Source organism: Streptomyces sp. NRRL S-920 (assembly GCF_000717945.1).
Classification (GTDB): Bacteria; Actinomycetota; Actinomycetes; order Streptomycetales; family Streptomycetaceae; genus Streptomyces; species Streptomyces alboniger.
On sequence record NZ_JODF01000005.1, the window covers coordinates 129639 to 154223 of the forward strand.

Annotated in this window: 23 protein-coding genes; 16 read left to right on the forward strand and 7 right to left on the reverse strand. The window is 71.8% G+C overall.

The window, feature by feature from the left end:
• Window positions 1–263 precede the first annotated feature (263 nt).
• From IG54_RS0106045 to IG54_RS0106085, 9 genes are all read left to right on the forward strand, one after another.
• Window positions 264–1691 carry a M28 family metallopeptidase gene (locus tag IG54_RS0106045; protein WP_158708831.1) on the forward strand — a complete coding sequence of 476 codons (1428 nt, stop codon included), beginning with the start codon at window positions 264–266 and terminating at the stop codon, window positions 1689–1691.
• Window positions 1684–2142, forward strand: a complete 459-nt coding sequence (locus tag IG54_RS0106050; RefSeq protein ID WP_030778217.1) for an NUDIX domain-containing protein — start codon at window positions 1684–1686, stop codon at window positions 2140–2142. Before IG54_RS0106045 ends, IG54_RS0106050 begins: the two co-directional genes overlap by 8 nt.
• A gap of 84 nt (window positions 2143–2226) precedes the next feature.
• On the forward strand, window positions 2227–3243 hold the full coding sequence (locus IG54_RS0106055) for a Gfo/Idh/MocA family protein (RefSeq protein ID WP_030778220.1): 1017 nt from the start codon (window positions 2227–2229) through the stop codon (window positions 3241–3243).
• 32 nt (window positions 3244–3275) lie between these two features.
• Window positions 3276–5594, forward strand: coding sequence for a hypothetical protein (locus tag IG54_RS0106060; protein ID WP_030778222.1), 2319 nt, complete (start codon window positions 3276–3278; stop codon window positions 5592–5594).
• A 56-nt stretch (window positions 5595–5650) separates the two neighbouring features.
• Window positions 5651–6940, forward strand: a complete 1290-nt coding sequence (locus IG54_RS0106065) for a DegT/DnrJ/EryC1/StrS family aminotransferase (protein WP_030778226.1) — start codon at window positions 5651–5653, stop codon at window positions 6938–6940.
• A gap of 56 nt (window positions 6941–6996) precedes the next feature.
• Window positions 6997–7683: a class I SAM-dependent methyltransferase gene (locus tag IG54_RS0106070; protein WP_030778228.1), complete on the forward strand. Its 687-nt coding sequence runs from the start codon at window positions 6997–6999 to the stop codon at window positions 7681–7683.
• An 82-nt stretch (window positions 7684–7765) separates the two neighbouring features.
• Window positions 7766–8587, forward strand: coding sequence for a histidinol-phosphatase (gene hisN, locus IG54_RS0106075; protein ID WP_030778229.1), 822 nt, complete (start codon window positions 7766–7768; stop codon window positions 8585–8587).
• A gap of 37 nt (window positions 8588–8624) precedes the next feature.
• Complete coding sequence (locus tag IG54_RS0106080) at window positions 8625–9224, forward strand: GNAT family N-acetyltransferase (protein ID WP_030778232.1); 600 nt, start codon at window positions 8625–8627, stop codon at window positions 9222–9224.
• A 49-nt stretch (window positions 9225–9273) separates the two neighbouring features.
• Complete coding sequence (locus tag IG54_RS0106085; protein WP_051819301.1) at window positions 9274–10395, forward strand: methyltransferase; 1122 nt, start codon at window positions 9274–9276, stop codon at window positions 10393–10395.
• On the opposite strand, the gene IG54_RS0106090 is transcribed toward IG54_RS0106085, so the two are convergent.
• Window positions 10373–11884: an MFS transporter gene (locus IG54_RS0106090; RefSeq protein ID WP_030778241.1), complete on the reverse strand. Its 1512-nt coding sequence runs from the start codon at window positions 11882–11884 to the stop codon at window positions 10373–10375. The two genes, IG54_RS0106085 and IG54_RS0106090, sit on opposite strands and share 23 nt — an antisense overlap.
• A gap of 279 nt (window positions 11885–12163) precedes the next feature.
• Here IG54_RS0106090 and IG54_RS0106095 point away from each other — a divergent pair, with 279 nt between their 5' ends.
• Together IG54_RS0106095 and IG54_RS0106100 are read left to right on the forward strand one after the other, a co-directional pair.
• Window positions 12164–12760: a pentapeptide repeat-containing protein gene (locus IG54_RS0106095; protein ID WP_234336013.1), complete on the forward strand. Its 597-nt coding sequence runs from the start codon at window positions 12164–12166 to the stop codon at window positions 12758–12760.
• Between the two features lie 66 nt (window positions 12761–12826).
• A complete protein-coding gene (locus tag IG54_RS0106100; protein WP_030778245.1) occupies window positions 12827–13738 on the forward strand; it encodes a HipA family kinase in 912 nt (303 codons plus the stop codon).
• A gap of 2 nt (window positions 13739–13740) precedes the next feature.
• Here IG54_RS0106100 and aceB read toward each other — a convergent pair whose 3' ends face one another.
• From aceB to IG54_RS0106115, 3 genes are all read right to left on the reverse strand, one after another.
• A complete protein-coding gene (gene aceB / locus IG54_RS0106105) occupies window positions 13741–15360 on the reverse strand; it encodes a malate synthase A (RefSeq protein WP_030778247.1) in 1620 nt (539 codons plus the stop codon).
• Window positions 15361–15609: 249 nt separating this feature from the next.
• Window positions 15610–16272, reverse strand: coding sequence for a nucleotidyltransferase family protein (locus IG54_RS0106110; protein ID WP_234336014.1), 663 nt, complete (start codon window positions 16270–16272; stop codon window positions 15610–15612).
• A gap of 73 nt (window positions 16273–16345) precedes the next feature.
• Entirely contained in the window at window positions 16346–17824 is a 1479-nt protein-coding gene (locus IG54_RS0106115) for a PLP-dependent aminotransferase family protein (protein ID WP_030778250.1), read from the reverse strand.
• Between the two features lie 99 nt (window positions 17825–17923).
• On the opposite strand from IG54_RS0106115, the gene IG54_RS0106120 reads away from it, so the two are divergent.
• Entirely contained in the window at window positions 17924–18436 is a 513-nt protein-coding gene (locus tag IG54_RS0106120; protein ID WP_037896504.1) for a universal stress protein, read from the forward strand.
• A 24-nt stretch (window positions 18437–18460) separates the two neighbouring features.
• Here the strand turns inward: IG54_RS0106120 and IG54_RS0106125 are convergent, their stop codons facing one another.
• A complete protein-coding gene (locus IG54_RS0106125; protein ID WP_030778253.1) occupies window positions 18461–19276 on the reverse strand; it encodes an IclR family transcriptional regulator in 816 nt (271 codons plus the stop codon).
• 314 nt (window positions 19277–19590) lie between these two features.
• Here IG54_RS0106125 and allB point away from each other — a divergent pair, with 314 nt between their 5' ends.
• On the forward strand, window positions 19591–20964 hold the full coding sequence (gene allB, locus IG54_RS0106130; RefSeq protein WP_234336016.1) for an allantoinase AllB: 1374 nt from the start codon (window positions 19591–19593) through the stop codon (window positions 20962–20964).
• A 4-nt stretch (window positions 20965–20968) separates the two neighbouring features.
• Window positions 20969–22084 carry an allantoicase gene (gene alc, locus IG54_RS0106135; RefSeq protein WP_030778258.1) on the forward strand — a complete coding sequence of 372 codons (1116 nt, stop codon included), beginning with the start codon at window positions 20969–20971 and terminating at the stop codon, window positions 22082–22084.
• A 72-nt stretch (window positions 22085–22156) separates the two neighbouring features.
• On the opposite strand, the gene IG54_RS0106140 is transcribed toward alc, so the two are convergent.
• Complete coding sequence (locus IG54_RS0106140) at window positions 22157–22897, reverse strand: SDR family oxidoreductase (RefSeq protein WP_030778259.1); 741 nt, start codon at window positions 22895–22897, stop codon at window positions 22157–22159.
• Window positions 22898–23099: 202 nt separating this feature from the next.
• Here IG54_RS0106140 and IG54_RS0106145 point away from each other — a divergent pair, with 202 nt between their 5' ends.
• Window positions 23100–23708, forward strand: coding sequence for a dihydrofolate reductase family protein (locus IG54_RS0106145; protein ID WP_030778262.1), 609 nt, complete (start codon window positions 23100–23102; stop codon window positions 23706–23708).
• A 142-nt stretch (window positions 23709–23850) separates the two neighbouring features.
• Window positions 23851–24276: a ribonuclease domain-containing protein gene (locus IG54_RS0106150; RefSeq protein ID WP_030778264.1), complete on the forward strand. Its 426-nt coding sequence runs from the start codon at window positions 23851–23853 to the stop codon at window positions 24274–24276.
• 34 nt (window positions 24277–24310) lie between these two features.
• Here IG54_RS0106150 and IG54_RS0106155 read toward each other — a convergent pair whose 3' ends face one another.
• Window positions 24311–24517: a hypothetical protein gene (locus IG54_RS0106155; RefSeq protein WP_030778267.1), complete on the reverse strand. Its 207-nt coding sequence runs from the start codon at window positions 24515–24517 to the stop codon at window positions 24311–24313.
• Window positions 24518–24585: the final 68 nt, after the last annotated feature.

Genomic DNA, 24585 nt, shown 5'->3' on the forward strand with positions numbered 1-24585 from the left:
GTTTGTGCGGCGCGCGGCGCGGGTATCCGGCGGCGCCGCCGTCCCGGTGCGGGGCCGCTCGTACGGGCCGCGAGTACGTTCCCCGACGTCATCGGATCACTGTGTCAAGCCCCAGCCGAGACGTCCGGATTCCGGCGATACTCTTTACCGCCCTTTGGGGCGCAACTATTGCCCGGGTAATGTGCTGGTCGTTGATGCGAACTCACAGAAGCACCAGTGGATATGGGGGAAACGTGCTTCACCGGATCCACAGAAAAAGAGCGATGACCGCTGGCGCGGTCGGTGTTCTCTTTCTCGCGCAGCTCGCTATTAGTTCCTCTTCGGCTGCGGCGGGGGAATCCGAGGTCACCCCGCCGCCCCTCTCCCAGGATCGGATAGAAAAGCATCTGACGCGGTTCGAGCGCATTGCGGACGCGCACGGCGGCGACCGCGCATCCGGCACACAAGGGTATGCGGAATCGGTCGATTACACCGAAAAGCTGCTCAAGAACGCGGGATACTCGACGCGGCGCCAGAAATTCCCTTTCCGCTACACCAGGACGCTTGAGGAAAAGCTGGTGCTGCGGGACGGCGCCACACCCGGCGTCGTGGTCAGCGGCTACTCGCCGTCGACCCCCCGAGGCGGCCTGGCAGCACGGCCGGTGGCGGTCGGCGGGGACACCGAGCGGCGGCAGGGCTGCCGCGCCGGCGCGTACGACGGCGTGCCGGCCGGCGGGCGGATCGCGCTCGTCGACGCCGGGGGCTGCTCGATGGACGACAAGCAGCGGGTGGCCGCAGACGCCGGCGCCGCCGCCGTACTCGTCGCCAACACCGGCCCCGGCGAACTGCACACCTGGCTGGCCGACCCCGACGCGGCCCGCATACCCATCGGCGGCGTCACCCAGGAGACGGGCCGCCTCCTCGCCGCCGAGGCACGGGCCGGACGCACCGTCCAACTCACCCTGCGCTCGCTCACCGAACGCCGCACCACCGAGAACCTGATCGCCGTGAGCCCCCGCGGCAACCCCGAGCACACCGTGGTCTCCGGCGCCCACCTCGACTCCGTACCGGAGGGCCCCGGCATCAACGACAACGGTGTCGCCGCCGCCGTACTGCTCGAAAGCGCCCTGGCGGCCGCCAAGGACCACGGCACCCGGCCCGAGGACAACCGGCTGGTGTTCGGCTTCTGGGGCGCGGAGGAGTTCGGCCTGCTCGGCTCGCAGCACTACGTCGACTCACTCTCCCCCGAGGAGCGTGAGCGCACCGGCCTGTACCTCAACCTGGAGATGATCGGCAGCCCCAACTACGGTCTCTTCACACTGGACTCCCGGGCCACCGACCCCGTCACAGGACAGCGCCCGGCCCCCGGCTCGGACGAGATCGAGCGCGAGCTGACCGACGCGTTCGCCGCCCAGGGCCGCACCTCCCTGCCGGGACCCGCCGACGGGCGCTCCGACTACGTGGCGTTCCTGGGCGCGGGCATCCCCACCGGTGGGCTCTACGGAGGCTCGTTCGAGGCGAAGACCCCCGAACAGGCCGCTCTGTGGGGCGGCACCGCGGGCCGGCCGTACGACCCCTGCTACCACCTGACCTGCGACAGGACGGCGCAGTACAGCCGCGAGGCGGCCACCCTGCACGGGCAGGCGTTCCAGACGGTGCTCACCCACTACTCCCGGCACCGGCTGGGAGAGGCAGCCGCCCACCATGGCTGACGGGGCCGCGCCCAAGCCGGTGGTGGGCGCGCTCATCATCGATCCAGTCGGCCGGATCTTCGTACAGCGCCGCTCGGCCGACCGGCGCCTGTTCCCCTCGTGCTGGGACGTCGTGGGCGGCGCCGTGGAGGACGGCGAGACCCACCACGAGGCGCTGGCCCGGGAGATCGCCGAGGAGACCGGCTGGCGGCTGCGCCGGGTGCTGGCCCGGGTGGCGCACGAGAGCTGGACGGCGGACGGCGTACGCCACCTCGAGGCGGACTACGTCGTCGAGGTGGACGGGGACCTGTCGTCACCCACGCTCGAACGGGACAAGCACCCGGAGTTCGCGTGGGTGGGGCCGCAGGACATCTCCCTGCTCGACGAGAACATCCGGCGCGGCGCCGGCAGTTTCATCAAGGACACCGTCGCAGCCGGACACGCCTGGCTCGCCGCGTCCGCGCGCCGCTGAGCGCTCCCGGCCGTCCTCACCACTTCGTTCTTCGTCATCGTCACCGTCATCGGCAGAGGCAATTACGCGAGGGGGAAGTTCCGCATGTCCACAGATTCACTGAAGCGTGCGCAACCGCGGCTGCGGGCCCTGATGGTCGGATTCGCGGGTCACCAGGGAAAGGAATACTTACCGGTCGTCCGGGAGTACGCGGACATCGTCGGAGGCGTCGATGTCGCCCCCGCGGCGGGGGCGCTCGCCGACGACTGGGGATTTCCGCGTTTCACCGGGATCGGCGAGGCACTCAAACGGGTCGACTTCGATGTCGCGATGGTCACCGTGCCGCACAGCGAACATTTCCCGCTGTGCAGAGAGCTGCTGCTCCACGGCAAGCACGTCGTCAAGGAAAAGCCGTTCGCCGTCACCGAGGAAGAGGCCCGGCAGCTGATAGAGCTGGCCGAAGGAGCGGACCGCAGCGTTTACACGCTCCTCCAGCGCAATTTCAACCCGGTCTTCCAGTTCGCGTGGAAGAACCTGGCCCGCATCGGCGATCCCTACTGGTTCTCGTACGACTACCACTTCAACCTGGCGCAGCCGACGAGCGGTTGGCGTGCCTCCCGCGAACAGGCCCTCGGCGGGGTGCTGCTCGACATGGGCTACCACCTCATCGACGTGCTCAGCGGGATGTTCCCCGAACCGAGCCGCGTGAACGCCGCCTTCGTCCACCACTACCAGGAGATGCGCGACCGGCACCTGGAGGACCTGGTCAGCCTCATGTGCAGCTATCCGTCGCCGACGCTGTCCGGCTCGCTGCGCATCTCCCGGCACAACCACGAGAAGACCGAACGCCTCTGCGTCCTCGGCACCGGCGGCGCGCTGAACGTGGAACCCCAGGGCGCCACCCTGCACTCCACCGGCGGCCGCCTCCTCGAACGCTTCACCCGCCCCGGACCCAAGACCGACGCGGTCCGCGCCATGATCGCCCACTACCTCGGCCACCTGGACGACCGGGACGTACGTGAGGACCACTTCCGCCGGCAACTCACCACCGTGCGCGTGATCGACGGGATCTACCGGGAGCGGTCGCGGGAGCGGAACGAACTCGCCGATCGGTACAGCTGATCCTCACCGTCCCGAGGCACCTGGAGAGAAACGTGACGTTAAGCATCACTCTGACGCGCACACCGGGGGAGTATCTCGCCGCGGCCCTGGACCGCCCCGCCACCGCACCGGCCGCCGTCCCCGTGCTCGACCCCACGGGCCGCCACGCGTGGCCCCGCCGGATCGCCGCCCGCCTCGGCCTGCCGCTGACCACCGCCCACGACCCGGACCGGCCCGCAGGCCCCGCGGCCGTGGCCGGTGACGCCACCCGTGACGAAGACGTCCTCCTGGGCGCCGCCCTCACCGAGCTGCGCACCGGCCGGGAGGAACATCTCGTCGTGGCCGTCGCCCACGGCGACGACCACGCCTTCGCCCACCCGGCGGCCGTCTACGCCCTCGCCAAGCGCGCCCGGCTGCTGTCGGCCGCGAACGAGGACGACATCCACCGGACCGTACGGGACACCGCGCCCCGCTTCCTGACCCTCGTCGGACCCGCCCGGCTCCTCGACTTCGGCCTCATCACACGGATACGGGCCCGCTTCCCCGCCCTCGACGTCGGCGTCCTGTACGCGCACAGCGCCGCCAAGCTCAGCGAACTGGTCCTCAAGACGCTCGTCTACCCCGAGGCCCCCGCCACCGCCGACGTGCTGATCGCCCCGCTCCTCAAGGGCGACGAACCCCTGCGCAACGGCCAGTTGACCGTCTACCCGCAGGACGCCGTCGACGCCGCCGCCTTCACCCGGCCCGCCCCCCGGCTCGGCACCGACGCCACCGAACCGCGCGATGCGGCCGAACCGGCCCCGATGCACCGCCTGTTCAGCGTCATCACCCACGGCAGCGAGGACTACCTGCGGCTCACCTCGCAGGACATCCTGTGCGGCCTCACCCCCGACCCCGCCGAACAGGCCGCGGCACGGCGGGAGTCACGCACCCTGCCCGCCTGCATGCACGGCGGCGACTGCGTCTATCCCGACGCGCGGCGCTGGGACCCGGCCGGCATCCCCGCCCAGATCGTCTTCGCCAACGCCTGCCTCACCCTCAAACTCGGCACCCAGCTCTTCGGCAGCCACAACCGCTTCACCGTCGCCCAGCGCTTCCTCGACTCCTGGGCAGGCACCTACATCGCCAGCCCGCTGCTCAAGGACGGCACCCCCGGCGAGAACCTGCTCTTCCACTACCTGCTCGACGAGGGCGCCACCATCGGCGGCGCGGTCCGCCAGGTCAACGACAGCCTGCGGCGCTGGGGCGTCGACGCACCCGAAGTGCTCGTCATCGGCGACCCGGAGGCTCGCTACGCCCCCGCCGCGGCACGGCCGGTGCCGGACGCGGTCACCTGCCAGGAGGAGCCGGGCCGCGCCGAGATCACCTTCGAGGGGCGGCTGCCCGCGTTCACCCGCGTCCCCCTCAAGGACCCCGACCTGCGCGAGGCCCACCGCGACGGGCGACTGCGCCTCGTCCCCGCCAAGCCGTTCGGCGGCAAACTCCCCCTCTACGGCACGTTCGGCGAAACCGCCGACGGGGAACCGGCCGCGCTGGTCTTCGGGTTCCAGGAACGCCGGCTCACCGGCACCGAGACCTCGCGCACCCTCACCGCCGCCCCACGGCAGCGGACCGCGGCCGACCGCATCGTGCGCGCCGTGGAGCGCTACGAGAACCTCGCCGCACTCGACATCAAGCTCGACAAGACCCGGTCGGTGCTCACCGACACCGCCAACAGCCTGCCCGCCGTGGCCCGCAGGACCAAGGACCACATCGCGGACCTGACCCAGTCGGAGCCGCTGCACCGCGCCACCGAGCGCATCCTCGCCAACTGCGCCCGCCTCGACCGGCACCTGCTCGACACCCTGCTGCGCCTCACCGAGACCCGCGAATACCACTTCGTGGAGGCCTACCGGCCCACGTACGCCGTCGAAGAGGTCCACAGCCCGTACGGCGAGTGCCGGTACTGCGGCGAGACCACCCACCGCTACACCAGCGCCCATGTGCTGCGCCCGTGGCTGCGCCGCCTGCTGATCAGCTGCCCCGTGTGCGGCGCCACCCAGGACACCGAGGACGCCACGGTCGGCATCGCCATCGAGGGGGACGCCGTCCTCGCACCCGAGAGCACGACCTCGCTGCGGGCCCGGATCACCAACGACGGCGACCAGGAACTCGACCTGCTCCTCGGGGCCCGCATCACCCGCGGCAAACCGCACGGCTTCCGGTTCGCCCTGAGCCCGGACCGGCTGACCGTCCCCGCGGGCGCCACCGCCACCTCCCACCTGACCATCACCACCGGCCGGCCGACGTCCCTGCACGCCATGCTGCTGCGCTTCTACGCCGTCGGCCTGGGGCGCATCGACTTCGCGGGCCGCGACCTGCGGTTCCGCTGACCGCCCACCGGCCCGGCACCCCTGAGCCCTGCCACTCCCCACGCCAGGAAGGACCCATGACCACCGCCGACAAGCTCGCCCTCCTCGGAGGCACCCCGGCCATCGACCGGCCGCTTCCCCACGAGATCTGGCCGCCCCGCGCGGACGAGGCCGAACTGGCCGCACTCACCGAGCAGCGCAACACCGACATCTCCATCAAGGGCAACAGCGGCCCCATCGGCCAACTGGAAGCCGAATTCCTCGCCTTCCTCGACCACGGCGTCCGCTACGCCGTCACCTTCAACTCCGGCACCAGCGCCCTGCTCGCCGCGTACTTCGCGCTCGGCGTACGCGAAGGGGTCGAGGTGGTGGGGCCCGCGCTCACCTACCACGCCGCGCTCAGCCCCGTCTTCGCCCTGCGCGGCGACGTGGTCCTCGCCGACATCGACCCCGTCAGCCGCGGCCTCGACCCCAAGGCCCTGGAAGCGGCGATCACCGAGAACACCCGGGTCGTCACCGTCGTCCACCAGTGGGGGCACCCCTGCGACATGGACGCGATCCTGGCCGTCGCCGAGCGCTACGGACTGCGCGTCCTGGAGGACTGCTCCCACGCCCACGGCAGCCGCTACAAGGGAAAGCCGGTCGGCACCTTCGGCGACGCCGCGGTCTTCTCCCTCCAGGCCAACAAGGCCGTCTACGCGGGAGAGGGCGGCATCCTCGTCACCGACGACGCGCTGGTGCAGGACCGCGCCGTCCTCCTCGGCCACTACCGGGACCGCTCCCGGGACTCGGTCATCGACGAGGAGCTGCGCTCGCACTGGGTGACCGGCTTCGGCCTGAAGCTGCGCATGTCGCCGTTCAACGCGATCGTCGCCCGGCACTCGCTCGCGGCCTTCCCCGCCCGCAAGGAGGCACGGCACCGCTGTCTGCGCCACTTCGGCGAGCTGCTGCGCGAGGTGGACTACCTGGAGCCCGTCACGGTCCCCGACCACGTCGACATGGGCGCCTGGTACGGCTACAAGCCCCTCTACCGGCCCGAGGCGCTCGGCGGTGTCCCGCGCTCCGTACTGATCGAGGCGCTGCGGGCCGAAGGCATGGAGGTCGGCGCGCCGTCCGGCCCCCGGCTGGCCACCCTGCCGCTGTACGCGCGGCCGGAGAACCCCCTCTTCCCGGGCACCCCCAAGCGCGCCAGCGCACCGGAGCCCGGCTCGCACGCCGCCCATGTCGAGCAGCACGCCCTGTCCTTGCCCTCCTTCACCGACTGGCCCGAGGACGTGGCGCTGATCGAGGCGTACGCCGAGGCCTTCCGAAAGATCGGACGGCACCGCGAGGCGCTGGCCGCCCACGCCGCCGAGACCGCCCGGTAACCCCCGCCACCCCGACAGCTTCCACGATCCCGTCACCATCACAGGAAAGGTCAACCATGACTGTCAAGGAATCCCCCGAGGCCGCCGCCAAGGTCCTCGAGCACGTCATGACCGGGGACGACCTGCCGGACGACTTCTCCCTGCTGGGCCGCGACTGGACCCTGCACCGCGGCGTCTTCCCCGGCACCCTGACCGCCGCCACCGAGGTCATGGCCTCGATCGTGCCCTATCCCAAGGGAGGCTCCTTCCTTGAGGTCGGCTGCGGCACCGGCGTCATATCCGTGACCGCCGCGCTCCACGGCAGCGACGTCACGGCGCTCGACATCAACGAGAAGGCGGTGGCGAACACCCGCGCCAATGCCGAGCGGCACGGCGTCGAGGACCGGGTGCGGGTGCTGCACAGCGATCTGTACGCGGCGCTCGAACCCACCGACCGGTTCGACGCGATCTTCTGGAACGTGCCCTGGACGTACGTGGAGGACGGCTTCCCGCTCTCCAGCGACCTGCACTCCGCCGTCTTCGACCCCGGCTACCAGGGCCAGTACCGGTTCATCTCCGGGGCCCGCGACCACCTGGCCGACGGCGGCCGGCTGCTGATCGGCACGGCCGACCTGGGCGACCGCGAGCGGATCGACGCCTTCGCCGCCGAGGCCGGGATGACCGTCGAGATGCTGCGCCGCGTACGCCGTATCGAGGTCGTCCGGGTCATGGAGTACCACCTGCTCGAACTGCGCGCCAAGTGAGCCGGCCGCCCCGGCGGGCACTTCCCCCGGCCCGCCGGGGCGGCCCCCCGAGCCCGTGTCCCGTCGAGGAGGAGGCACCTTCATGCCACAGCAGGCCGACCTGGCACTCGCCCTGCGACTCGCCGACACCGCCGACCGCATCACCACCCGCCGCTTCCAGGCGCGCGACCTGCGGATACGCGAGAAGCCCGACCGCACCCCCGTCACCGACGCGGACACCGCCGTCGAGGCGGCCGTACGCGAGTCCCTGCGGGCCGCCCGGCCCCACGACGACTTCGCGGGAGAGGAGACCGGCGGCGAGGTGACCGCAGGGCGCACCTGGATCGTCGACCCCATCGACGGCACCAAGAACTTCCTGCGCGGAGTGCCGGTCTGGGCCACGCTGATCGCGCTCCTGGAGGACGGCAGGCCCACCGTCGGCGTCGTCGCCGCGCCCGCCCTGCGCAGCCGCTGGTGGGCGGCGGCCGGGCACGGGGCCTGGCTGCGGCGCGGGGCCGCCTCCGCCGAACCGCTGCGGCTGCACGTCTCCGGTGTCGCCCGCCTCGAAAGCGCCTATCTGTCCACCACCAACACCCGTACCTGGGACGCCTTCCACTCGCGCGCGGCGTATCTGCGACTCGCCGACGCCTGCTGGGAGGACCGCGCCTTCGGCGACTTCCTCCAGCACTGCATGGTCGCCGAGGGCACGGTCGACATCGCGGCCGAACCGGTCGTGAGCCCCTGGGACATCGCCGCCCTCCAGATCCTCGTGGAGGAGGCGGGCGGCGTCTGCACCGACCTGCTCGGCGGCTCGCCCCAGCGCGGCACGGGTGCCCTGTCCGCCAACCCGGAGCTGCACCGGCTCGCCGTGGAGGCCCTCGCCACCCCCACGGCTGCCGCGACCGGTACCGCCACCACCCCCTGACCCCTCCCCCCTGACCCCCACGAGGAGACGACCTTCCATGACCGAGCACAAGCCCTCGGTGCGCCTCGCCACCCGCGACGACGTCCCCCGGGCCGTACGCACCCTCGCCGCCGCGTTCGCCGACTACCCCGCCACGCGCCACACCGTCGACCCGGACCGCCACATCGAGCGGGTCACCGAGCTGCAAGAGCTGTTCCTCACGCGCGTCGGGCTCGACATCGGCAAGGTCTGGGTCGCGGACGACGGCGCCGCGGTGGCGGTCTGGACCACGCCGGAGAGCCTCGACGCGGGGGCGGTGTTCGCCGAGATCGGCCCGCGCATGGCCGAGTTGAGCGGTTCCCGGCTGGCCGCGCAGCAGCAGATGGAAGGCCTCCTGGCGCCGCACCGGCCCAAGGAGCCCGCGTGGTTCCTGGCCACCGTCGGCGTCTCGCCCGACCACCAGGGCAAGGGCCTGGGCAGCGCCGTCGTGCTTCCCGGAGTGGAGGCGGCCGAGCGTGCCGGGGTGCCCGCCTTCCTGGAGACCTCCGCCCCGCGCAACCTCCCCTTCTACGAGCGGCTCGGCTTCACCGTCACCGCCGACGTCGAGGTACCCGAAGGACCGCGCACCTGGTGCATGACCCGCAAGCCCGGTGCCTGACGCCCGCCCCACGACCCGCAGCGCCCGACCGAAAGGAGCGCACGACCCCATGGCTCCGACCGAAGCCACCCGGGGCGGCCCCGCCGACCCCGCACCCACCCCTGAGGCCCCACCCGCCGAACACGCCCACCCTGCTGAACACGCGGCGCAGTTCGGTGCCCAGGAGCGGATCCTGACGCTCGTATGGGGCTATATCTCCTCCGAGATCCTGGACCTGGCCACGCGCCTGGACCTCCCCGACCTGATGGGGACGGAGGAGCGCGCCGCCACCGAGCTGGCCGCTTCCCTGGACACCGACCCCGTCGCCACGCTGCGCCTGCTGCGTGCCGTCGCCGCGCTCGGCCTGGCCGAGGAGACCGGGGCGGGGTGCTTCCGGCTGACGCCGGCCGGCCACCGGCTCCGCACCGACGTACCCGACTCGCTGCACGCCTTCGTCCGCCAGGGCATGGGCGTCTTCCGGCAGGCCTGGTCCCACTTCGACCACAGCATCAGGACCGGTGAACCCGCCTTCGACCAGGTCTTCGGGACCGACTTCTTCTCGTACCTCTCCGAACGGCCCGAGCTGTCCGGCACGTTCACGTCCTCCATGCGCGAGGCCACCCGCACCATGAGCACCGCGCTCGCCAAGGAGGAGGAGTACGACTTCTCGTCGTACGGCACCGTGGTGGACATCGGCGGCGCCGACGGATCCCTGCTGGCGGCCGTGCTGAGCGCGCACCCCGGCGTCGAGGGCGTGGTCTTCGACTCACCGGAGGGGGCACGCGACGCGGCCGCGACGCTGGAGGCCGCCGGGGTGGGGGAGCGCGGCCGCGTCGAGACCGGCGACTTCTTCACCCAGGTGCCCGGCGGCGGCGACCTCTACGTCCTCAAGAGCATCCTGCACGACTGGAGCGACGCGCGGTCGGCGGACATCCTCGGGACCGTCAGGGCCGCCATGCCCGCCCACGCCAGACTGCTCGTCGTCGAGGTGCTGCTGCCCGACACGGTGGACAGCTCCGCACATCCGCTCGGCTACCTCAGCGACCTGTACATGCTGGTGAACATGGGCGGGAGGGAGCGCAGCGAGCGGGACCTGCGCTCGCTGCTCTCGGACACCGGGTTCCGTACGACCCGGGTCCTGACGCCGCCCGGCCTCACGCCGTTCTCCCTCATCGAGGCCGCGCCGGTGTGACCGGGTCCGAGCCGGTCCCCTCGGCCGCCTCGGTACGGGAGTCGATGAGCACCCAGGCGAGCACCGCCGTCAGCAGCAGCACGCCGACGGCGAAGGCGATGGCCACGGTGTAGCCGTGCACCGTGCCGTCGACCGTGGCGGCGGGCGAGGTGCCGTGCTCGGCCAGGTAGGCGGCGGTGGCGCCGGTCGACACCGTGTTCAGGAGGGCCACCCCCAGCGCGCCGCCCACCTGCTGGGCGCTGTTGACCACGGCCGCCGCCGCCCCCGCCTCGTGCGGGGCCACCCGCGCGGTGGCCGTGTGCATCGCGGGCATCATCATGCAGCCGATGCCGAGCCCGATGAGGATCTGCGCGGGCAGCAGATGCGTCAGATACACCTGCGGCGTCTCCGGTTCGAGCCGGGTGAGCAGCGCCATGCCGGCCGCGGCCGCCAGCAGCGCGCCCACGATGAGCGTGCGCGGCCGGGTGCGGGGCAGCAGCCGGGCCGCGATCAGCGAGGAGCCCACCGCGATCCCGAGCCCGAGGGGCAGGAAGGCGACACCCGTCAGCACGGGCGAGTAGTCCAGGATCCCCTGGAGGTAGTACGTCAGGAACAGAAAGAGGCCGAACAGACCGATCTGCGGCAGCCCCACGACCAGGAACGACCCGCCCCGCACCCGATGGGCCACCACCCGGGGCGGCAGCAGGGGATCCTGGACGCGCCGCTCGACCAGCGCGAACGCCACCAGCATCAGCACGCCGAGCACGAGCAGCCGGACGACCAGCGGATCACCCCAGCCGCTCTCGGCCTCGGCGAACGCGTAGACGATCGCGACCAGCCCGCCGCAGCCGAGCAGCGTGCCGGGCAGATCGAGCCGCACGGCCCTGCCCGTCCGCCGGTCGCGCGGCAGCAGCCGGCAGCCGGCCAGGGCGAGCAGCGCGACCGGTGCGTTGACGTACAGGCACCAACGCCAGTCGAGGTACTCGGTCAGCAGACCACCGGCCAGCAGGCCCACGGCCGCGCCGCCGCCACTGACCGCCCCGTAGACACCGAACGCCTTGCCGCGCTCACCGGGCTCGGTGAACAGCGTGTTGATCAGCGCCAGCGCGGCGGGCGCGAGGGCCGCCGCGAAGACGCCCTGGAGCGCGCGGGCCAGGAAGAGGGTGCCCGGGTCGGGGGCCGCGCCGCCGAGCAGCGAGGCGAGCCCGAAGCCGAGGATCCCGACCGCGAAGATCCGTCTGCGCCCGAACGCGTCGGCGACCCGGCCGCCGAGCAGCAACAGGCCCCCGAAGGCCAGGGTGTAGGCGGTGATGACCCACTGGCGGCTCGCGTCGGACATGCCGAGATCACGCTGGACCGAGGGCAGGGCGATATTGACGACGGTCCCGTCGAGCACCACCAGCGACTGCGCGGCCAGGATGACCACAAGCCCCCACCAGCGGCGCGGATCCGGTCCCTGACGGGCGGCCGATTCCACGGGAACAGCAGAGACATCCGGCTTCCGCGCCATGGACAGCAGCCTCCTGAAGGGGAAAGGGCGTAGCACCCCCGACAGCCCAGCAAAGAGTGCGAAGCACTGTCCAACAACCATCGGTTCGCCGCCGACAACGAGCCGTTGTGGCCGCGTTGACAGGCCGGTGACCGGCGCCCGTAAAGTGCGCTCCTACCGCGCAGCGCGGTATTCACCGCAATTTCCGCGCCCACGATTGGATTCCTCCAGATGCCCCGCCACGTTCACCTCAAGGCGCCCGGCGCCCCTCGGTCGTTACCGGTTCTGCACCCGGCGGTCATGCCGGGGGACGACTGGGAGGACGACACCACGGTGAAGGGCCTCCACTACGAAGGAACGGTCATCGCGGGACGGAGTGCCGAGGCCGTGGAAGCGGAGCGGTGCCGCTTCGAGAACACCCGGTTCACCGGCACCGAACTGCGGCGGTCGGTGCTCTCCGACTCGTACTTCGAGACCTGCGACTTCGCCCAGGTACGGGCCCGGGACGTGTCGCTGATCCGCTGCGCCGTCACATCGAGCCGCCTCACGGGCTCCTCCTGGGCGCCCGGCACCTTCCGCGACGTGCGCTTCGAGGCCTGCCGCAGCGATCTCGCACTGTTCCGTCACTCGAAGTTCAACGCCGTGGTGTTCGCCGACTGCAATATGCAGGGCGCGGATTTCCAGAGCGCCGAATTGAACTCCGTACGTTTTGTGAACTGCGGTCTGCGGGGCGCGCAGTTCTCTCACGCGGTCATGCAGAACGTACGTTTCGAAAACTGCGACCTGGGCGAGGTCAACGGCGCGAAAAGCTTCAAGGGGGCGACCGTACAGGGCCCGGGATCGATGGATCTGGCACTCCTCATCGCCCACGAGACAGGCGTCACCATCGAGGCATAGCGCTCAGCCGGACCGAGGTATAGCGCCCGGTCGGCACTCCCGGGCCGCGATTACACTGCTCACCTCATGGATACGCTGAGAGAGGTCACCGCGAGCCGCTACGTCGCACCTCTGCGGACGGGTGGCTCCGTGCCCGGGGTCGTCGAGGCCGACGATCTGGGCACGTACGTCGTCAAGTTCACCGGGTCCGCCCAGGGCCGCAAGGCGCTGGTCGCCGAGATCGTCGTCGGTGAACTCGCCCGCCACCTCGGCCTGCGCTTCCCCGAGCTGGTCCTGGTCCACTTCGACCCGGCGGTCGCGGCGGACGAGCCGCACCAGGAGGTCCAGGACCTGCTGCACGCCAGCGCGGGCCTCAACCTCGGCATGGACCTCCTGCCGGGCGCCGTGGACTTCACCCCCGAGGCGCTGGACGTGGACCCGCTGGAGGCGGGCAAGGTGGTGTGGCTCGACGCGCTCACCGCCAACGTCGACCGCACGGTGCACAGTTCGAACCTGATGGTCTGGCCCACCTTCGGTACCCGGCCGCCGAAGCTGTGGCTCATCGACCACGGCGCGGCCCTCGTCTTCCACCACCGCTGGGGCGCGTCCGCACCCGACAAGGTGTACGACTTCCGCCACCACGCCCTCGGCGGGTACGGGCCCGACACGGCCGGCGCCGACGCCGAACTGGCTCCGCTCGTCACGGAGTCGGTGCTCCGTGACATCGTCTCCCTCGTGCCGGAGGCATGGCTCGCGGACGAGCCGGGCTTCACGTCCCCCGCCGAGGTGCGCGAGGCCTACGTCGGCTTCCTGCTGGCCCGCGCGCGGTCCTCGGCGGTGTGGCTGCCGAGGGACTTCCCCAGCCGGGGCGAACTCGCCGCCACCGATGCCCGGCGGGCGGCCGCCATGGAGGCGGGCCGCCCGGCCTGGCTCAAACGAGTCCCCGACCTGCACGGGAAGCCGCCCGCGGAGCAGGACTGGTCGCGGCACATCGGCTAGGGTCAGCGCAGCTGCTCGTAGGCCGGGAGCGTCAGGAAGTCCGCGTAGTCCTCGTCCAGGGAGACCTGGAGGAGGAGGTCGTGGGCCTGCTGCCACTTGCCGGCGGCGAACGCCTCGTCGCCGATCTCGGCGCGGATCGCGGTCAGTTCGGCGGCGGCGACCTCGCGGGCGAGGTCCGCGGTGGCCCGTCGGCCGTCCTCGAAGACGACGCCCGCGTTGATCCACTGCCAGATCTGCGAGCGCGAGATCTCCGCGGTGGCCGCGTCCTCCATCAGGTTGAAGATGGCGACGGCGCCGAGGCCGCGCAGCCACGCCTCGATGTAGCGGATGCCGACCTGGACGGCGTTGACCAGACCGTCGTACGTGGGCCTCGCGTCGAGGGAGTCGATGGCGATCAGGTCGGCCGCCGAGACGTGCACGTCCTCGCGCAGGCGGTCCTTCTGGTTCGGCTTGTCGCCGAGCACGGCGTCGAAGGACTTCATGGCGATCGGGACCAGGTCCGGGTGCGCCACCCACGAGCCGTCGAAGCCGTCGGCGGCCTCGCGGTCCTTGTCGTTCTTGACCTTCTCGAACGCGACCTTGTTGACCTCCGCGTCCTTGCGGGACGGGATGAACGCCGCCATGCCGCCGATCGCGTGCGCGCCGCGCTTGTGGCAGGTGCGCACGAGCAGTTCGGTGTACGCGCGCATGAACGGGGCGGTCATCGTGACGAGGTTGCGGTCCGGCAGGACGAACTTCTCGCCGCCGTCACGGAAGTTCTTGACGATGGAGAAGAGGTAGTCCCAGCGGCCCGCGTTCAGGCCCGACGCGTGGTCGCGCAGCTCGTAGAGGATCTCCTCCATCTGGTACGCGGCGGTGATCGTCTCGATCAGGACGGTCGCGCGGACCGTGCCCTGCGGGATGCCGACGTAGTCCTGCGCGAAGACGAAGATGTCGTTCCAAAGGCGCGCCTCCAGGTACGACTCCGTCTTCGGGAGGTAGAAGTACGGGCCCTTGCCCAGCTCGATGAGGCGCTTGGCGTTGTGGAAGAAGTACAGACCGAAGTCGACGAGGGCGCCGGGGACCGGGCGGCCACCGACCTGGAGGTGGCGCTCGTCGAGGTGCCAGCCGCGGGGGCGCATCACGACGGTGGCCAGCTCGCCGGCGTCCTTGAGGGCGTACGACTTGCCGGTGCGCTCGTCGGTGAAGTCGATGCGGCGCTCGTAGGCGTCGGTGAGGTTGAGCTGGCCGAGGACCACGTTCTCCCAGGTGGGCGCGGAGGCGTCCTCGAAGTCGGCGAGCCAGACCCTGGCGCCCGAGTTCAGGGCGTTGATGGTCATCTTGCGGTCGGTCGGACCCGTGATCTCGACACGGCGGTCGTTGAGCGCGGCCGGCGCCTCGGCGACCTTCCAGGAGTCGTCCGCGCGGATCGCGGCGGTCTCCGGGAGGAAGTCGAGGGTGGAGGTGGTGGCGATCTCGGCACGGCGCTCGGCGCGCCGGGCGAGTAGCTCGTCACGCCGGGGCGTGAACAGCCGGTGCAGCTCGGCCACAAAGGCGAGGGCCGCGTCGGTGAGCACCTCTTCCTGCCGGGGCAGGGGCTCTGCGTCGACGATGGCCAGCGGCGACGGCGCTAGTGCGGACATGAGCTGTCACTTCCTTCAGAGAGCTGCGCGGACGGTGCCGGGCGAGCCGCCGGGCAGACGCGGTGACACTGAGTGCCACGGGGGCCGAGGTACGGCTGCGGGGCCCCGTCCGAGGTAACGGGCCTTCTGGTCAGTGGATACTAGTTTCCTCATGGTGGAAGTTCAATCGTTTGTTGATGTCGAGATTCTTTTCGTCGACAGAACGTGTCGCTGAGTGCCACCTCCATCACTCCATGTGGGCCGCGGCCATCACTCCATGTGGGCCGCGGCCGCACTGCCGCCCGAGGGGGCGGTGCCGGGCGCCAGGCGGCCGAGGTCCCGCGCGGTGTCGATGTCGTACGCCTCGGCCACGTCCCCGCACTCCACGAGCGTGATCTCGCCCGCGTGCTCCCGCAAGTAGTCGCGTGCCCCCCGGTCGCCGACCGCACTCGCCCCGATCCCGGCCCAGTGCCCGCTTCCGAACAGGACCGGGTGACCGCGCCGCCCGTCGTACGCGGCAGCGGCGAGGGTCGACGGCGAACGGTAGGCGGCGCGTACGCGCGCCGTCGCCACCGCGCCGATCCCCGGCTGGTCGACGAGCGAGACCAGCGCGCCGCTCGCACCCGTGCCGCGGAGCGAGGCGAGGCCGACCCTGAGCGAGGAGCCCATGCCGTCCTGCCAGTCCGGGTTGTCGACCACGACGCAGCCGCGCAGCGAGGCACGCGCGCGTACGGCGTCGGAGGCGGCGCCCAGGACCACGTGCACACGGGTGCATCCGGCGTCGCGCAGCACCCTTACCGCGTGCTCCACCAGGGGGCGGCCGTGATGCTCCAGGAGCGCCTTCGGCCGCCCGCCCAGGCGCCGCCCGCCACCGGCGGCGAGGAGCAGCCCGGCGACCTCGTCGGCGCGTACGTTCATCGGTTCCGTCGTCATGCCTCCTGGATACACCCCCGGCCCCCGGCACGGCGGGCCCGACCGGACGGGACCGGCGGGGGCGGGAGTGGCTTCAGGCCATCCAGGGGCGGCGGCCCGCGGTGTCGTTCGTGGGGCGCAGATCCCCCGCCGACGCCGCGGCGAGGCGCACCGCGGCCTGCTCCGACAGTTCCGGCGCCAGCGTGTACGGGACGCGCAGGCGGTGTTCGTGCGTCCCCGGGTCCGCGCCGAAGCGCGAGCCGCCCTCGATCCGCACGCCGTGCGCGAGCGCCGCGCGGGCCAGCGCCGAGGCCACGGGCCGCCCCAGGTCCACCCAGAGCGAGAGCCCGCCCGACGGCAACCGCCAACGCCACTCGGGAAGATGACGGGCCAGGGACGCCGCGAGCGCGTCCCGCTGCGCCCGCAGCCGCGGCAGCCGCTCGCGCAGCACGTCGTCCATGCCCTCCAGCAGATGGAGCGCCACCAGCTGCTCGATGACGGGCGTCGCCATGTCGCTCGGCACGCGCTTGGTCGCCAGCTCGGTGATCAGCCTCGAACCGGCCCGTACCCAGCCGATCCGCAGCCCGCCCCAGTGCGTCTTGCTCAACGACCCCACGGTGACGACCTGTTCCCCCGCGCCGGGCGGCGCCAGCGAGGCGAAGGGGGCGGGCGGCGGCCCGTCGAGCGCGATGTCGGCGATCGTCTCGTCGATCAGCAGCCAGGTGCCCGTGGCGCGGGCCGTCTCCAGGACGCGTACGCGTTGCTCGCGCGGCATCAGACTGCCCGTCGGGTTCTGGAAGTCCGGTACGAGGTAGGCGATGCGGGGCGCGGCCTGCCGCAGCGACGACTCGACGAGGCCGCTCTCCCAGCCGTCGTCCGTGACCGGCACGGGAACCGCGCGCAGGCCCGCGCCGCGGATCGCGTCCAGGGCGTTGGGGTACGAGGGGTTCTCCACCAGGATCCGGTCGCCCGGCCCGCCGAGGAGCGAAAGGGTCAGGGACAGCGCGTGCTGGGCGCCGGTCGTGATCAGGATCTGATCGGGGAGTGTCGGCAGACCGCGCCGGGTGAACCGCTCGGCGACGGCCGCTCTCAACTCCGGTATGCCGTAAGGGTGGTAGCCCGGCGTCGGCGCGTGCTCGGCCAGCATCGCGGACGCTCCCGCGAGCGCCGCGGTCAGCTCCGCGGCCGGGGCGCCGGGCGCCGCCACCGCCAGGTCGAGCATGTCGTCGCCCGCCGGTAACCCCGAGAACGCCGCCACGCTGGACGGGCGCCGGCCCTCCGGCAGCTCGGTCCAGGTGCCCGCGCCGCGGCGGCTGCGCGCGTAGCCGCCCTCGCGCAGGACGTCGTACGCCGCGGTGACGGTGGCCCGGCTCACCGCGAGGGCGGCGGCCAGTTCGCGCTCGGCGGGCAGCCGGGTGCGCAGGGGGATGCGGCCGTCGAGCAGGAGGGTGCGTACGGCGTGGGCGAGTGCGCGGTAGCCGGGGTGCTCACCGGCGGTGCCGGTCAGCAGAGCGGCCAGCTGACGGCTGCCCAGCCGCCGGTCCACCGGATGGGCCACCCATGCCTCTGCCATGCCAACTCCCGCTGATTGGCCCTGCTCCTCAGGCCAATGAGCGTACAGACTCCGGCTCGGACCGCTTCAGTCGGCTCTTTTGGCCTGGGAGGGATACCGATGACACGTATCGAGAGCGGAGAAGGACGCGTCGTCGTGGGGGTGACGGGCTCGCTCGCGAGCCTCGCGGCGCTGCGGGCGGCCGCCGAGGAGGCGCGGCGCGGCCGCCGCACCCTCGTGGCCGTGACGGCCTGGGCGCCACCGGAGGGGGAGGCGGTGTATCTGAGCCATCCCGACGCGCAGTGGGCGCGGCACTGGTACGCCGAGGCGCGGGCCCGCCTCGACCGCGCCTTCGACGCGGCCTTCGGCGGGATGCCGCACGGGGTGCGGACCGAGCGCCGGGTCGTCAGGGACCGGCCGGGGCGTGCCCTGTGCTCGGTCGCCGCGGGCCCGGACGACCTGCTGGTCCTCGGCGCCCGGCACGGCAGACGCCGCGCGACGCGCGTGCACCGCTACGTCGCCGCCCACGCGTACTGCGCCGTCCTCACGGTCCCTGCGCCGCCCGTGCCGAGGGGTTTGCGCCGGGCGCTGCGCAGGGCGACGGCGGAGGACTTCGCGCTGGTCGGACAGTGAGGCCGGGAGCGGCCGCGGTCCTGCTTAGGCGCCCGGCCCCGAACTGACCAGGGCCGCCGACAGCTCCACCGCCACCTGCTGCAACACCGGCACGATCCGCTCCGTCGCCGTCTCGGTCACCCGACCCGCGGGACCGGAGATGGAGATCGCCGCCGCCGTGGGCGAGTTGGGCACCGACACGGCCAGACAGCGTACGCCGATCTCCTGTTCGTTGTCGTCGACGGCGTACCCCGCGCGGCGGACCTCCTCGAGCGCGTCGAGGAATCCTTCCGGCGTCGTGATGGTCTTCTCCGTGGCCGCGGGCATCCCGGTGCGGGCGAGCAGCGCCCGCACCTCCTCCGGCGGCGTGTGCGCGAGGAGCGCCTTGCCGACGCCCGTGGAGTGCGGCAGGACCCGCCGGCCGACCTCGGTGAACATCCGCATCGAGTGCTTGGACGGCACCTGTGCCACGTACACGATCTCGTCGCCGTCGAGCAGCGCCATGTTGGCCGTCTCGCCGGTCTCCTCGACGAGGCGGGCGAGGTAGGGCCTCGCCCATGTGCCGAGCAGTCGCGAGGCCGACTCGCCGAGGCGGATCAGCCGCGGGCCGAGGGAGTAGCGGCGGTTGGCCTGCTGGCGTACGTAGCCGCAGGCGACCAGGGTGCGCATCAGGCGGTGGATCGTCGGGAGGGGCAGGCCACTGCTCGCGGACAGCTCGCTGAGACCGACCTCGCCCCCCGCGTCCGCCATCCGTTCGAGCAGATCGAAGGCGCGCTCAAGTGACTGGACGCCGCCGCTCGCGGCGGGGGGCTTCGAGGCGGCGACTTCAGCAGGGGCGTCGTTGGCGCTTGACGTCGGCACGGCGCGTTCCTTTCGGTGCTGGCGGGCAAGGAAGCAGCCTACCGGGCGGTTCTTCCCGGGTGCTCTCGCGCGAGGCGGCGTCGTCGCCGGTCAGGGGGTTTTTGCCCGGGTCTTCCCAGGGTTGTCCGGGGCCCCTCGAAGCCGCCCTTGTGCGTAGCTACGTTCTGTCTGGCGGAATTCTAATTCCATGTTGTGGAAACGTCCAGGCCCTTGACGCCGCGCGGCGAAGCGTGAAAACTCCTTCAACAGAACGTTGAATTCCGTTAAGCGGAAACAAAAGGTCTGTGAAGCGGAACAGAAGAGAGGGGACACGGGTGTCCGGTCAGGACGTGAACGTGGACGCGGGCAGGGGCGCGGGTGCGGAGCTGGTGCTGCGCTCCACCCGCGTCGTCACCCCGGAGGGAACTCGCGCCGCCTCGGTCGCCGTCTCGCGCGGGACGATCGTGAGCGTCGACGCGTACGACACTCCGGTACCGGACGGCGTACGCGTCGAGGACCTCGGCGACGACGTCCTGCTGCCCGGCCTCGTCGACACGCACGTCCACGTGAATGACCCCGGACGCACGGAGTGGGAGGGCTTTTGGACCGCCACCCGCGCCGCCGCCGCGGGCGGCATCACCACCCTGGTCGACATGCCCCTCAACTCCCTGCCGCCGACCACGACGGTCGACCACCTGCGCACCAAGCAGGACGTCGCCCGCAGCAAGGCGCACATCGACGTCGGGTTCTGGGGCGGCGCCCTCCCGGACAACGTCCAGGACCTCAAGCCCCTGCACGACGCAGGCGTCTACGGCTTCAAGTGCTTCCTGTCACCCTCGGGCGTCGACGAGTTCCCCGAGCTGAACCAGGACCAGCTGGCCACCTCGATGGCCGAGATCGCGGGCTTCGGCGGCCTGCTCATCGTGCACGCCGAGGACCCGCACGAGCTGGACGCCGCCCCGCACACGAGCGGCCCCAAGTACGCGGACTACCTCCGGACCCGGCCCCGCATCTCCGAGGACACCGCGATCGAGGGACTCATCGCCGCCGCCAAGCGGATCGGCGCCCGGATCCACGTCCTGCACCTGTCCTCGTCGGACGCGCTGCCGCTCATCGCCGCCGCCAAGCGCGAGGGCGTCAAGGTGACGGTGGAGACCTGCCCGCACTATCTGACGCTGACCGCCGAGGAGGTCCCCGACGGCGCCAGCGAGTTCAAGTGCTGCCCGCCCATCCGGGAGGCCGGCAACCAGGACCTGCTGTGGGAGGCGCTGGCCGACGGCACGATCGACTGCGTCGTCACGGACCACTCGCCCTCCACCGCCGAGCTGAAGACCGACGACTTCGCGACCGCGTGGGGCGGCATCTCCGGGCTCCAGCTGAGCCTGCCCGCGGTCTGGACCGAGGCCCGCAAGCGCGGTTACGGCCTTGAGGACGTGGTGCGCTGGATGTCCACGCGCACCGCCCAGCTGGTCGGGCTCGACCGCAAGGGTGCCATCGAGGCCGGCCGCGACGCCGACTTCGCGGTCCTCGCGCCCGACGAGACCTTCACCGTGGACCCCGCGGAGCTGCACCACCGGAACCGGGTCACGGCGTACGCGGGCAAGACCCTCAGCGGCGTCGTGAAGTCCACCTGGCTGCGCGGCGAACGCATCCTGCACGGCGGCGAGTTCACCGAACCCGCGGGCCGACTTCTGGAAAGGAACAACTGAAACCGTGGCGATACCCTCCTTCACCGGCGACGCGAGCCCCTACGGCGGCGGCGAGCCCTACGCCGACTACCGCACGGCCGACTTCCCCTTCACCCAGTACGCCAACCTCGCCGACCGGCAGCTCGGCGCCGGTGTGATCGCCGCCAACGACGAGTTCTTCGCCATGCGCGAGAACCTGCTGCTCGCGCACCCGGCCGTGTTCGACCCCGAGCACTTCGGGCACAAGGGCAAGGTCATGGACGGCTGGGAGACCCGCCGCCGACGCGGTGTCTCGGGCGAGCACCCGTGGCCCACCGAGGACGACCACGACTGGGCGCTGGTGCGCCTCGGCGCCCCCGGCGTCATCCGTGGCATCGTCGTCGACACCGCCCACTTCCGCGGCAACTACCCCCAGGCCGTGTCCGTGGAGGGCACCAGCGTCGAGGGTTCGCCGACGCCCGAGGAGCTGTGCGGCGACGACGTGAAGTGGACGACGCTCGTCCCGCGTACGCCCGTCGGCGGCCACGCCGCCAACGGGTTCGCCGTCGACGTCGAGCAGCGCTTCACGCACCTGCGCGTCAACCAGCACCCGGACGGCGGCATCGCCCGCCTGCGCGTGTACGGCGAGGTCGTCGCCGACCCCAAGTGGCTCACCGCGCTCGGCACGTTCGACGTCGTCGCCCTGGAGAACGGCGGCCAGGTCGAGGACGCGTCCGACCGCTTCTACTCCCCGGCCACCAACACCATCCAGCCGGGCCGCTCCCGCAAGATGGACGACGGCTGGGAGACCCGCCGCCGCCGCGACACCGGCAACGACTGGATCCGCTACCAGCTCGTCCAGCAGTCCGAGATCCGCGCCGTCGAGATCGACACCGCCTACCTCAAGGGCAACTCGGCGGGCTGGGCGGCCCTCTCCGTACGCGACGGGGGAGAGGACGGCGAGTGGGTCGAGGCGCTGCCCCGCACCCGGCTCCAGCCCGACACCAACCACCGCTTCGTCCTGGACACCCCGGCCGTCGGCACGCACGTCCGCGTCGACATCTTCCCGGACGGCGGCATCTCCCGGCTGCGCCTGTTCGGTTCGCTGACCGAGGAGGGCGCGGCCAGGCTGGCGGCCCGCCATCAGGAGCTGGGCGGCTGATCCGCCCCCGCCGAACGTGGGGCGCGCCGGGTGGACAGCCCCGGCGCGCCCCGCACCCACGTCCCGGACCCGTCAGGCCGCGTGACCGCCGTCCACCGACAGCTCGGTGCCCGTGACGTACGCGGCGTCGTCCCCGGCCAGATAGCCGACCAGGGAGGCCACCTCGGCGGCGGAGCCGAAGCGGCCGAGGGCCGTCATGGCGCTCTGACCCTCGGCGTAGGGCCCGTCCGCCGGGTTCATGTCGGTGTCGACCGGCCCCGGCTGGACCAGGTTCGCCGTGATCCGGCGCCCGCCCAACTCCCGTGCCAGCGCCTTGTTGAGGCCGATCAGCGCGGCCTTGCTGGTCGCGTAGAGCGTGCCGCCGGGGCCCGGGACGCGCTGGGCTATGCAACTGCCGATGGTGATGATCCGGCCGCCGTCGCGCAGCCGCCCGGCCGCCGCCTGCGAGGCCAGGAAGACCCCTCGGACGTTGACGGCGAGGACGCGGTCGATATCGGCGAGCGTCAGGTCGCCGAGGGGGCCGAGGACTCCGATGCCCGCGTTGTTCACCAGGATGTCCAGGTGGCCGAGGTCGTCGGCCGCGCGGTCCACGGCGCCCGCGGCGTCCCCCGGGTCGGCCGCGTCCGCCCGCATGGCGAAGCCGCGCCGGCCCATGGCCTCGATCTTCGCGACGACCTCGTGGGCCGCGGCTTCGCCATGGATGTACGTGATCGCCACGTCGGCGCCCTCCTGGGCCAGGCGGAGCGCGATCGCCGCGCCCATGCCGCGGCTGCCGCCGGTGACCAGTGCCGTCCTGCCGTTGAGAGAAGACATGTCCGTACCTCTTCCGCGTGATGCGTCGCTGTGCGTTCGGTAAGTGCTTGCGGATTCAATGAAAGGCGTTCGCGCGGCGGGTGGCTGGCGGTAAACGGACGCGGCTTTCGGGCACCCAGGGCCTGTCCGGCGGCGATGACTTCCGCCGGGTGGCACGGTCTGAGTAGATGACAGGACAGCGGCCCGACGAGAGGCGTTCGCCATGAAGATCACATTCACCCAGTTCCTCACCCTCGACGGGGTCTTCCAGGCCCCCGGCGGCCCGGACGAGGACCGCAGCGGCGGCTTCGAGCACGGCGGCTGGTCGGTGCCCTACGGCGACGAGGACTTCGGCGCGTTCATCGATGAGGTGTTCGAGCAGGCCGACGCGTTCCTGCTCGGGCGCGGGACGTACGAGATCTTCGCCGGGTACTGGCCCGCGGTGACCGAGCCCGACAACCCGGTGGCCACCAAGCTCAACGCCCTGCCGAAGTACGTCGCGAGCACCACCCTGACCAGCGCCGACTGGCGCAACACGCAGATCATCGGCCGCGACGACCTGGTCAAGGACGTCACCGCGCTCAAGGAGCGGCCGGGGCGCGAACTCCAGATGCACGGCAGCGGCAACCTCGCGCGGTCCCTGCTGGCGCACGACCTGATCGACGTGCTGCACCTGCTGACGTTCCCCGTCGCCCTCGGCACTGGCAAGCGCCTCTTCGCGGAGGGCGGCCTGCCCACGGCCTTCCGTCTCGCGCGGTCGCGTACGACGTCCACGGGCGTCGTCATCAGCACGTACGAGCGTGCGGGGCGACCGGAGTACGGCAGTTACTAGGCGAGGGTGAGGCGCGGCAATTACCAGGCGAGGCGGGCGAGGCGGGCGAGGCGTCGTGGTGCGGTGAAGGAAGGTTAACTCCTGGAAAATTCACCGCACTTGACGTTGACACCTCAACCTCTACGCGCGTCACACTTGCCCCATGCGAATCCCCCCACGAATTCTCGGCGCCACCGCCCTCGCCGCCGCCCTGCTCATCGGCGGCCCCGCCACGGCCACCGCGAGCGCCACTCCCGTCGTGTCCCCCGCGCCCGTCTCGCAGTCCTCGTACGCCGTCACCGCGGTCGGCGACATCTGCTACTCCGCGCTGCCCGCCCAGGCCCACGACACCCTCGACCTGATCAAGGCGGGCGGCCCCTACCCGTACCCGCAGGACGGCACCGTCTTCCAGAACCGCGAGGGCGTACTGCCGCGGCAGGGCTCCGGCTACTACCACGAGTACACGGTCGTCACCCCGGGCTCGGCCGACCGCGGCGCCCGCCGCATCGTCACCGGCGAGAAGAGCCAGGAGGACTACTACACCGCCGACCACTACGCGTCCTTCGCCCTGGTCGACCACGGCTGCTGAGCCCTCGCCCGCCCCCCGGAGCGGCGGCGCGCGGTCAGCCCTCCTTCTGGCTCTCCGCGGCGGCGAACAGCGCGATCGATAGCACGAGCATCGCGATGCTCGCGTACAGCTCGTAGCTCTCCAGCACGCCGAAGCGGCGCAGCAGACCCCACCCGTACCGCTCGTCGGAGAGGTCGTGGACCAGGCCGCCCGCGCCTTGGACGAGCAGGAGGAAACCGAGACATTCCAGTAGCCGCTTCATGACGAAGATCCTCGCCCCGGGCCGTGGCCGCGCACATCCGCCGCGGGGCGAGGATCCGTCCGGCACAC